The organism is Acinetobacter sp. Colony158 (assembly GCF_019264745.1).
GTDB classification, from domain to species: Bacteria; Pseudomonadota; Gammaproteobacteria; order Pseudomonadales; family Moraxellaceae; genus Acinetobacter; species Acinetobacter ursingii.
In genome coordinates this window covers 1,074,614-1,084,988 of sequence record NZ_CP078523.1, presented here as the reverse complement: position 1 = coordinate 1,084,988, position 10,375 = coordinate 1,074,614, and the positions used below count along the sequence as shown (strand labels likewise).

Below are 10,375 nucleotides of genomic sequence, written 5' to 3'. Positions count from 1 at the left end.
CAGCAATATCAGGTCAGTGATATACAGGATGATGCAACGCGTCAGGCATCCGATCATCGTTATGCGCATGATGTGACGCAGGTGGACGCAGATAGTCCAGCACGATTTAACGCAGATCCTTCACGTTTGTTTGAAGCCTCAGGCTCGGCTGGAAAAGTTTGTGTATTTGCAGTACGTTTGGATACGTATGAAAAAGTGGCAAGCGATGTGTTCTATATTGGCAGCAATGATCATAATGACCTGACGGCAATTCGCCGTTATTTATTGACTGCATTGCCGAGCTTACCGATTGCTGGGGAATATATTCATCGTGATGCGTATCGGATTGGGGAGAAGTATGGCAAAGACACGTTTCTGTTTATTGAAAAATTTGGTACCGCCAATGTCCCGAAAGCTTTTGCTTTAAAAGATAAGGTGGATGGTTTTCTGGAAAAATTTAAAATTAAAGGACTGACGGATCATTTATTACAAGCGTTGACTTTCTTTTTGCCGAATCATTTACCTAAACGTATGACAGAGTTTCACGATCAATATGAGCATCATTTGATTTTACGAGTGGAAAACAATAGTAAAGATCAGACTGAACAATTTTTAGAAGAATATTTTGCTGTACATGCGACTGGGGCTTATTTTTTATGTGATGAGGAGGAAGGCCGAAAAGCCTTTTTACATCGCTTTGCCATCGCGGGGGCTGCGATACGTTATCGCGATACCCATCGTAGCGAAGTAGAAGATATTGTGGCACTGGATATTGCCCTGCGCCGTAACGATCGAGACTGGGTTGAACAACTTCCTACTGACATGGAACAGAAAATTTTACATAAACTGTATTATGGGCATTTTTTCTGCCATGTGTTTCATCAGGACTATATTGTCAAAAAAGGCGTTGATCCTTTAGCGATGGAACATCAAATGTGGACATTGCTGGATGCTCGTCGAGCAGAATATCCAGCAGAACATAATGTTGGACATTTATATATCGCTAAACCTGCATTGGCCAACTTTTATCAAAAGCTCGATCCGACCAATAGTTTTAATGTCGGAATTGGACATACGTCTAAGCTTAAATATTGGGGTAAAAGCAAGATTTCATCCTAGTGGGTTACATAGTTGCAACTTTATCCTTGCTAGAATTCGTCATAATTTAAAAGTCTAAATCATACAACTCACGCTAACTTTAAGCACCTGATAACAACTATTTTAAGGAGCAGAAGATTGATGCATATCAAGACCATATTGGCTGCATTGGCAGTTGCAACATTAATGACTGGTTGTATCGTGACGCCTGATGATCATATCAATCAATCAGGCCGTCAAGCAGACCCTGGTTTTAGCCGTCCACCTGCACATGATCATGGTGGATTGCGACCTGGGGAAACCACCCATGATCATCCCGATCCTGGTTATAACTATCCGTCAGGCTCAAACAATGGTGGTTTACGTCCGGGAGAAAATAACCAGTCAAATCAGATTGATCCAGGTTTTAACCGACCAACTAACCCTGATCCAGGGTATGGTCGTTAATTTAAACGTAAAGTAACAAAGCCCGAGATGTTTATCTCAGGCTTTGTTTAATGCTTCGTCGTGGATCAATGCTTAAGCTGGTGTAGGCGCTTTAGCCAAGACTTCTGCGACAGCTTTTGCGACCACATAGATATTATTCATGTTGAGACCCGCGACACAGATACGGCCACTGCGCACCAGATAAATGGCATAGTCTTCACGTAAGGTGTCGACTTGTTCGCCAGTAAGACCTGTATAGCTAAACATGCCTTTTTGTTCGACCAGATAGTTAAAGTCGCGATCTGGCAAGGCTTTGCTTAATTCGTCACGCAAGATTTGACGCATTTTAATAATACGTTCACGCATGTGCTGAACTTCGCCCTGCCATTGTTGATTTAACTCAGCATCGTTAAGAACCTGATCCACCAACCAAGCCCCAGTTGTTGGTGGGCTAGAGTAAATACGGCGTACAGTGGCTTTTAACTGGCCAAAAGTGGCTTGAGCGGCTTCAACATCATCACAAACAAAAGTCAGACCACCGACACGTTCGCCATAAAGTGAGAAAATTTTTGAGAATGAATTGCTGACGATAAAATTCAGACCAGCCTGATCCATCGCACGAATCGCATACGCATCCTGCTGCATACCATCGCCAAAGCCTTGATAGGCAATATCTAAAAATGGAATCAGATTGCCCGCTTTCAGTACTTCAATCACTTGATCCCACTGTGCAGGATTTAAATCTGCGCCCGTTGGGTTATGGCAACATGGGTGCAATAACACAATACTTTGTTCAGGCAGTTGTTTGAGGGCAGAGAGCATTCCCTCAAAATTCACACCACCCGTTTGGGCGTCAAAATATGGATAAAAATGGGTTTTAAAGCCTGCTCCATTAAAAATGGCTACATGGTTATCCCAAGTCGGCTGACTGACCCAGACTTCAGAATTTGGAAAATAATTTTTAAGAAAATCCGCGCCAACCTTAAGCGCACCTGAACCACCTAAAGTCTGAATGGTGACAGCGCGACCACTTTTTACAGCAGGGCTATTTGTTCCAAACAATAACGCTTGAATCGCTTCACGATAAGGTTTGAAGCCTTCCATTGGCAAATATAGCTTGGTTTTGCTTTGCAGGGGTTCAATGCGTTTTTGCGCTTCAATAATGGTATCAAGCTGAGGCACAATACTGTCTTCATTATAATAAAGACCAATACTTAAATTGACTTTGCCTTGACGTGGGTCGGCATTGAATTGTTCCATAAGCGATAAAATCGGATCGCCTGCATATGGGGGGATATGTTGAAACATCAAAAAAATCCTTTCATTTCGCAGTTTGAACCAAAACTGCGCGGAGTTGGTGCGAGTGCATGAGATTTAAGCAAACATCAAACCTGACTAATGTAGCAGTAAGACCTGTATCGTGCCATGCTCTTCTAGTCTTAGAACTGAAAAATTCTTAATCTTGGTTTGCAAAGATTACTGAAGTGAATGTTAAAACTTTTTTATACTTCGATGCGTTTTTTTAGGATAGAAATGCATTAAAAAAGTGCAATTTTCTAAATTTTAGCCAAAAAAAACCACACAGGGGAGTGTGGCAAAAGTTTTAAGCTCTGAGGACTTCAATTTAAAACTTGAGACTTAAAGGAAGCTTAATTTGCGGAAACAGTATGCAAATTCTCTTTTGACGAGAATATATCTGAATAAAATTCTTCATTGAGATAAATCTAGATACAAGGTTTCCTTAATTTCTTCCATCACCACATAGCTATGCGATGAAGCCGATGCAGGCAATTTTTTGAGAATATTGCCGAGCAGTTTTCGGTAAGCACTCATCTCTTTCAATCTGGCTTTGACTAGATAATCAAATTCACCTGAAATCAAATGACATTCCAGCACTTCCGGTACTTCAATCAGATCACGGGCAACTTGATCAAATACATCGCCTGATTTGGCAGAAAGCTTAATTTCCAGAAATACCAGTAAATTTCGATCGACATGTGCAGGATTGAGCCGTGCATAGTAACCCATGATGATGCCCTCACGTTCTAGCCGCTTGACCCGTTCTGAACAGGGCGTGGTTGATAAGTTGACTCTAGACGCCAATTCACTGATCGCAATACGTCCTTCACGTTGCAGGATATCCAGAATCTGCCGATCAGTTCGATCCAGTGGTCGCATTATTTTTTTCCTTTTTTTAGAATTTCTACACGACAAAACTGCCAATTTTCCTAGATTATAGTGCCTAAAACAGTGAAATAAACTATTGAAGCAAAAATATACTAGTTAAATTCACTGGACTGCGTGAGGGAAGAAAAATGCGCGTGATCGTTTTAGGGAGTGGTGTGATTGGTGTCGCAAGTGCGTACTATCTTGCGCAACAGGGAGCACAAGTCACGGTACTGGATCGTCAAGCTGGGCCTGCCGAAGAAACCAGTTTTGGTAATGCAGGACAAGTTTCCCCAGGTTATTCGACCCCTTGGGCAGCACCAGGGATTCCGTTTAAAGCAGTGAAATGGATGTTTCAGCATCATGCACCGCTTGCGATTAATATTGATGGCAGCATGTGGCAACTACAATGGATGGCACAAATGCTGAAAAACTGTAATCCAGAAAGCTATACCAAAAATAAAGAACGCATGATGCGTGTAGCTGAATATAGCCGCGATTGTTTAAAAGAACTACGTGAAACCACGGGGATCAGTTATGAAAACCGTGCCAAAGGCACCTTGCAGGTGTTTCGTAACGAAGCCCAGCTCGAGGCGGTTCATCGTGATATCGAAGTCCTCAAAGAATGCGGTGTCAGCTATGAATTGCTTGATCAAAATGATTTAGCCAAGGTTGAGCCCGCACTGGCATATGCCAAAGACAAGCTGGTCGGTGGTTTACATTTACCCAATGATGAAACAGGTGATTGTTATTTATTTACCAATGCATTAGCAGAAAAAGCCAAAGCGTTAGGTGTCGAATTTCAATTTAACCAAAATGTTGAAGCATTGCTGATCGAAGGTGATGAAATCAAAGGCGTTCGCGTCAACGGTCAGGTTTTAACTGCGGATCGTTATGTGTTGGCATTTGGGAGTTATTCGCGTGATTTCCTTAAACCCCTGCATTTAAATTTACCCGTTTATCCTGTCAAAGGTTATTCATTGACGATTCCAATTGCACAGCCTGAATTTGCACCGCAATCTACTGTGCTTGATGAAACCTATAAAATTGCCATTACCCGTTTTGATCAGCGGATTCGTGTCGGTGGAATGGCGGAACTCAGTGGTTTCAATCTGGGGTTAAATCAGGATCGTCGTGCCACCTTAGAAATGGTGACGAACGATTTGTTCCCAGGCGGAGATATGGCACAAGCATCGTTCTGGACTGGTTTACGTCCAATGACGCCAGACAGTACCCCAATCATCGGTGCGACTCGGTTTAGCAATCTGTTCTTAAATACGGGACACGGTACTTTGGGTTGGACGATGGCTTGTGGTTCAGGAAAGTTGATTAGCGACCTTGTACTCAATCATCAGCCTGAAATTAGTACCGAAGGCTTATCGATCCTGCGTTATTCACACGCAGCTTAAGATCAAATACTTAAGTTCAGGGAAGAACTATGCCACGTCCAATCCGTGCCATCATTCATCAAAATGCTTTGGCACATAATCTTAACATTGCCCGAAAGCATGCCTCACAGCATGAGGTCTTTGCAGTAGTAAAGGCTAATGCGTATGGGCATGGAATCGAACGGGTTTATCCCGCCCTGAAAACCGCTGATGGTTTTGCCTTACTAGATATCGATGAAGCCAAACGTCTGCGCGCCTTGGGTTGGACAGGACCAATTTTGCTGCTCGAAGGTGTTTTTTCGGCGCAGGATTTGTTTGATTGTACAGCTTACCAACTCAGTTTTAGTCTCCATAGTGAAATACAGGCGAAATGGGTGCGACAGCATCCTGAGCCTGCTCAGTTTGATATTTTTCTGAAAATGAACAGCGGTATGAATCGTCTAGGTTTTCAGCCACAGCATTACCGCGAAGTGTGGCAGACAATTAAATCTTGCGCTGCCGTGAACAGCCTGACGCATATGATGCATTTTGCTGATGCCGATGACGAACGTCTAGGGCAATCGGGAATTGAGGCACAGCTCAAAATCTTTGAAGACACAGTGCAGGATTTACCGGGTGAACGTTCGATCTGTAACAGCGCTGCGATCCTGCGGCATGGTTCGCAACTGACTTCTAAAACAGTCCGTGCGGGCATTTTACTTTACGGCAGTTCGCCTGATTTTCCCCAACACTCGATTCAGGACTGGAATCTACAACCCAGTATGAGTCTGCGCAGTGAAATCATTGCCATTCAAGATTTACAGCCCATGCAAACAGTAGGTTATGGCTCAACCTTTCAGGCAGAGCAAGCCATGAAAATTGGTATTGTGGCCTGTGGTTATGCCGATGGCTATCAGCGTATTTCTGCTACGGGTACGCCTGTGTTGGTCAATGGCATCCGCACTCGCACGATTGGTCGGGTCAGTATGGATATGTTGGCGGTCGATGTGACCGAGATTGCAGATGCGGTAATTGGCAGTGAAGTGGTGCTTTGGGGCAAATCTCGTTCGGGTACGATTTTGCCAATTGATGAAGTCGCAGCGACCTCAGACACCGTGGGTTATGAATTGATGTGTGGTGTAACCGCACGTGTTCCATTTTTTATTGAAGCATAAGGATAGAGTGATGTCAGTCTCTAATATTGAAAGAATTAACAGCAATCAGGTGATGAGTTCGGCCACCATTTTTAATCAAGTGGTGTATTTGTCGGGACAAGTACCCAAAAACACGGAGCTTGATATTGAAGGTCAGACCCGTGAAATCTTGACGACCATCGATCAACTGTTAGCACAGGCGAAAAGTGATAAGTCGCGTCTGCTTTCAGCGCAGCTTTTTATTAAAAACCTAGATGACTTTGCTCAAGTCAATGCCATTTGGATTGAGTGGTTAGATGGATTGGCAACGCCTGCCCGCGCTACGATTCAGGCAGATTTAGTCAATCCCGCGTGGTTGATTGAAATCGCCGTGATTGCTGCACAGCAATAAAGCGATTGATTTATCTTTACCCACCTAATATTTAACGTTAAAACCAGAATTGCCACGGAAAAGGATTCCTTCTGGTTTTTATTTTGATGCTACTCGGCATCAATTCTGCGGTTTCTGCCTTGTTATTTTGGTTGGCAGTCACACAGAATTGATCAAAAAAAGGGACATTTAAAAAGGATATTTAATCATGACAACAGTACGTCATTCTGAAGACGAACATTCGTCGCATGATCTTCAACGTAAACTCTCCAATCGACACTTGCAACTAATTGCGATTGGCGGTGCGATTGGCACTGGGCTATTTATGGGTTCTGGTAAAACCATTTCATTGGCAGGACCTTCAATTTTATTTATTTACATGATCATTGGGGTCATGTTCTTCTTCCTGATGCGCGCGTTGGGCGAGCTATTGTTGGCGAATCTGCATTACAAATCGTTTGTTGATATGGCACATGATCTGATAGGGCCTGGCGCTGGTTACTATTTGGGCTGGACATATTGGCTCGGCTGGGTATTGGTGGGTATAGCCGATCTGGCGGCGATTATTAATTATCTGGGTTTTTGGCTCCCCGATGGCATGAGTTTTACCCCGATGGGACAAGCACTGATCAGTGCGGGCTGTGTATTGTTTGTATTGGCGCTGAATTTGCTGACGGTTCGTTTATTTGGTGAAGTCGAATTCTGGTTTGCTTTGATCAAGATTTTGGCGATTCTTGGATTGATTGCAATCGGTGGTTTTATGGTATTTAGCCATTTTCAGGCACCGACGGGTACCGTTGCTTCTTTAAGTAACCTCTGGTCTTCGGGTGGCATGTTTCCTAAAGGTACCGAGGGCTTTTTAGCAGGTTTTCAGATTGCGGTGTTTGCTTTTGTCGGAGTGGAGCTGATTGGCACCACAGCAGCCGAAACCAAAGACCCAAAAAAGAATTTACCCAAAGCGATTAATGCAATCCCGATTCGGATTATCCTGTTTTATGTGTTGGCATTATTGGTGGTAATGTCAGTCACACCGTGGAATATGATCAGTGCCAATAAAAGCCCATTTGTTGAATTATTTTTACATGCAGGGATTCCAACTTCAGCGATTATTATGAATCTGGTGGTGCTTTCTTCAGTCACATCGTCGATGAATAGTGGGGTATTTTCGACCAGTCGAATGTTATTTGGTTTATCCCGCGGTGGTCAGGCACCGCAAGCATTGGCGCGGTTATCCAAACGCGCTGTTCCTGCTAATGGTTTGGTGTTTTCCTGTCTGTTTATTATGGCGGGTGCGGCATTACAGTATTTTGTACCCAATACCATTGAAGCCTTTACTTTAGCCAGTTCTCTCTGCGTGATTTTATTTATTAGCGTTTGGGGGCTGATCATGGTGTGCTATTTGCGTTATCGTAAACTCAGACCTGAATTACATGCCCAGTCGACTTTTAAAATGCCAGGTGGAATCTGGATGAGCTACGTGGTATTGGCATTCTTGCTGTTCACCTTGGTGATTTTGGCACTGGAACCCGATACCTTAAAAGCCTTATATGTCAGCCCACTGTGGTTGTTTATTTTGGCGGTGACGTATCAGTTGCTGTATAAACCACGTATCAAGCGACTCAAACAGCTAAAAAGTTCTTAATTAAATCGCGCTTTTTTGAAGGCATATCTATTTAAATAAATATGCCTTTTTTATTTTAATTAATTTGATAAATTATTTTAATCCCAACCAAAAACATAGGTTTTATAATGTCTAATTTTAAAACAGAAATGGATGAGAATGATTATTTTTTAAAATTAAGATATTGTTTTTATTGGTTATTTAATTTTAATTAATTTATTTTTGAGGTTTTTGTATAGGGTTAAATGGATTATAATAAAAGGATAAAGGTATTTGGGGATATTGAAATGTCAAATGTTTTGATTCAAAAATATAATGTTCCAGGACCTCGTTATACCAGTTATCCGACTGTTCCTTATTGGCAGGAAGATACATTCTCACTAGAGGCTTGGCAGCAAACTTTGCGCCAATCTTTTATTGAATCAAATGCAAGTGAAGGCATCAGCCTGTACATTCATTTACCTTTTTGCGAAAGCTTATGTACTTTTTGCGGTTGCCATAAAAAAGTCACCAAACGCCATGAAGTTGAAGCGCCGTATATTGCGGCGGTACTCAAAGAATGGTCATTGTACTGTGAGTTATTGGGTGAAAAACCGATTATTCGGGAAATCCACTTGGGTGGTGGAACGCCGACTTTTTTTTCAGTCGAACATCTACAACAACTCATTCATGGTATTTTGGATCAGGCTGAGATTGCTGAACATCATGAATTTAGTTTTGAGGGGCATCCGAACAACACCAGCAAAGCACATTTACAGGCGTTGTATGATCTCGGATTCCGTCGCGTCAGTTTTGGGGTTCAGGATTATAGTCTGAAGGTTCAAAAAGCGATTCATCGCATTCAACCGTTTGAAAATGTCGCCAATGTGACGCAATGGGCGAGAGAAATTGGTTATGACTCGATTTCCCATGATTTGGTCTTTGGTTTGCCTTTTCAGGAATTGGACGATGTGCTGTATACCATAGACCAAACCAATCGATTATTGCCCGACCGTTTGGCTTTTTATAGCTATGCGCATGTGCCGTGGATTAAAGGCAATGGTCAGCGTGGTTTTAAAGATCATGATGTGCCCAAAGATGAAGTGAAACGAAAACTTTATGAAGCGGGCAAACAAAAATTGCTGGATCATGGTTATGTCGAAATTGGGATGGATCATTTTGCCTTAAAAACTGATCCGATGTATCAGTCCTTTTTACAGGGTCAGTTACATCGTAACTTTATGGGGTATACCGCATCTAAAACCCAAGTCATGATTGGTTTGGGTGTATCTGCGATTAGTGATAGCTGGTACAGCTTTGCTCAAAATGAAAAGGTATTAGAAGACTATTATGCTCGACTGGAAAATAATGAAATTCCAGTGTTTCGTGGACATGTTTTGACGTCAGAGGACCTGATGATTCGCCAGCATATTTTAAATCTAATGTGCCAATTTGAAACTTCATGGCAAGATTCAAAGCAAAGCTTTGCCGAATTACCTCAGGTGTTGCAACAGCTTGAAGAAATGCAACAAGATCAATTGTTGGACATTGGTGAAAAAAATATCAAAGTAACGGAGCAAGGCAAGGCGTTTGTTCGTAATATCTGTATGGCATTTGACTTGCGAATGAAACGTAAGATACCGAATAACCAGATTTTTTCGATGACGATTTAGCTTAGCTTCAATTGACGTGAACAGCTTAGGGTTTTAAATAACCTGAAAGCTGTTGGAAGTCTGCTTCGATTGCAGCCAGTGCTTTCTGCTCCATATATCTAAACTGCTTTAAAATATCAACGCCAAAAGCGGTGACGATCGCCCCACCACCTGATTCACCGCCTTTATAGGTTTCAACCAAAGCCGAAGCATAAAGTTGATTCATGGTTTCCACCAGTTGCCATGCGCGACGATAGCTCATATTCATTTTTTTGGCTGCTTGAGAAATGGAACCCGTCGCTTGAATGGCTTCGAGTAAGTCCGCTTTTCCAGGGCCAAAAGCAATCTCTTGATCAACCATCAACCTAAGACGTAATTTGAGTTGAGCCATTGTTAAGCCATAATGATCATAAAAAGGAAATCAGTAAAATTTTATAATGAAATACAGAAAAGTTCTAATTTAAAAACAAAAATAAAATCATATTTAGATTGTTTAATAAGTGAGTCATCTAGAGTTAAGTCGCTAGAATATATTATTGGTTTTAGATTTGTGTTGATTTTTA

At 42.1% G+C, this 10,375-nt stretch carries 10 protein-coding genes; 7 read left to right on the top strand and 3 right to left on the bottom strand.

Going from position 1 to position 10,375, the window contains the following annotated elements:
- Together dld and JR005_RS04215 are read left to right on the top strand one after the other, a co-directional pair.
- The coding region (gene dld, locus JR005_RS14480) for a D-lactate dehydrogenase (RefSeq protein ID WP_228731745.1) at positions 1 to 1,098 on the top strand (1,098 nt) is incomplete at its 5' end.
- Between the two features lie 120 nt (positions 1,099 to 1,218).
- Complete coding sequence (locus JR005_RS04215; protein WP_004994488.1) at positions 1,219 to 1,524, top strand: hypothetical protein; 306 nt, start codon at positions 1,219 to 1,221, stop codon at positions 1,522 to 1,524.
- Between the two features lie 72 nt (positions 1,525 to 1,596).
- On the opposite strand, the gene JR005_RS04210 is transcribed toward JR005_RS04215, so the two are convergent.
- Positions 1,597 to 2,811: an aromatic amino acid transaminase gene (locus JR005_RS04210; protein ID WP_218665615.1), complete on the bottom strand. Its 1,215-nt coding sequence runs from the start codon at positions 2,809 to 2,811 to the stop codon at positions 1,597 to 1,599.
- A gap of 402 nt (positions 2,812 to 3,213) precedes the next feature.
- A complete protein-coding gene (locus tag JR005_RS04205) occupies positions 3,214 to 3,681 on the bottom strand; it encodes an Lrp/AsnC ligand binding domain-containing protein (protein ID WP_005000879.1) in 468 nt (155 codons plus the stop codon).
- Between the two features lie 137 nt (positions 3,682 to 3,818).
- Between JR005_RS04205 and JR005_RS04200 the strand changes: the two genes are divergently transcribed.
- The 5 genes from JR005_RS04200 to hemN all read left to right on the top strand — a co-directional run bounded on the left by JR005_RS04200 (position 3,819) and on the right by hemN (position 9,833).
- Positions 3,819 to 5,078 carry a D-amino acid dehydrogenase gene (locus tag JR005_RS04200; RefSeq protein ID WP_151732631.1) on the top strand — a complete coding sequence of 420 codons (1,260 nt, stop codon included), beginning with the start codon at positions 3,819 to 3,821 and terminating at the stop codon, positions 5,076 to 5,078.
- Between the two features lie 29 nt (positions 5,079 to 5,107).
- A complete protein-coding gene (alr, locus tag JR005_RS04195; protein WP_218665614.1) occupies positions 5,108 to 6,211 on the top strand; it encodes an alanine racemase in 1,104 nt (367 codons plus the stop codon).
- Positions 6,212 to 6,221: 10 nt separating this feature from the next.
- Positions 6,222 to 6,581 carry a RidA family protein gene (locus tag JR005_RS04190; protein WP_104795243.1) on the top strand — a complete coding sequence of 120 codons (360 nt, stop codon included), beginning with the start codon at positions 6,222 to 6,224 and terminating at the stop codon, positions 6,579 to 6,581.
- Positions 6,582 to 6,768: 187 nt separating this feature from the next.
- Positions 6,769 to 8,202, top strand: a complete 1,434-nt coding sequence (locus JR005_RS04185) for an amino acid permease (RefSeq protein WP_218665613.1) — start codon at positions 6,769 to 6,771, stop codon at positions 8,200 to 8,202.
- A gap of 266 nt (positions 8,203 to 8,468) precedes the next feature.
- Positions 8,469 to 9,833, top strand: a complete 1,365-nt coding sequence (gene hemN / locus JR005_RS04180; RefSeq protein WP_218665612.1) for an oxygen-independent coproporphyrinogen III oxidase — start codon at positions 8,469 to 8,471, stop codon at positions 9,831 to 9,833.
- A 25-nt stretch (positions 9,834 to 9,858) separates the two neighbouring features.
- On the opposite strand, the gene JR005_RS04175 is transcribed toward hemN, so the two are convergent.
- Positions 9,859 to 10,203 carry a winged helix-turn-helix domain-containing protein gene (locus JR005_RS04175; protein ID WP_104795245.1) on the bottom strand — a complete coding sequence of 115 codons (345 nt, stop codon included), beginning with the start codon at positions 10,201 to 10,203 and terminating at the stop codon, positions 9,859 to 9,861.
- Positions 10,204 to 10,375 lie beyond the last annotated feature (172 nt).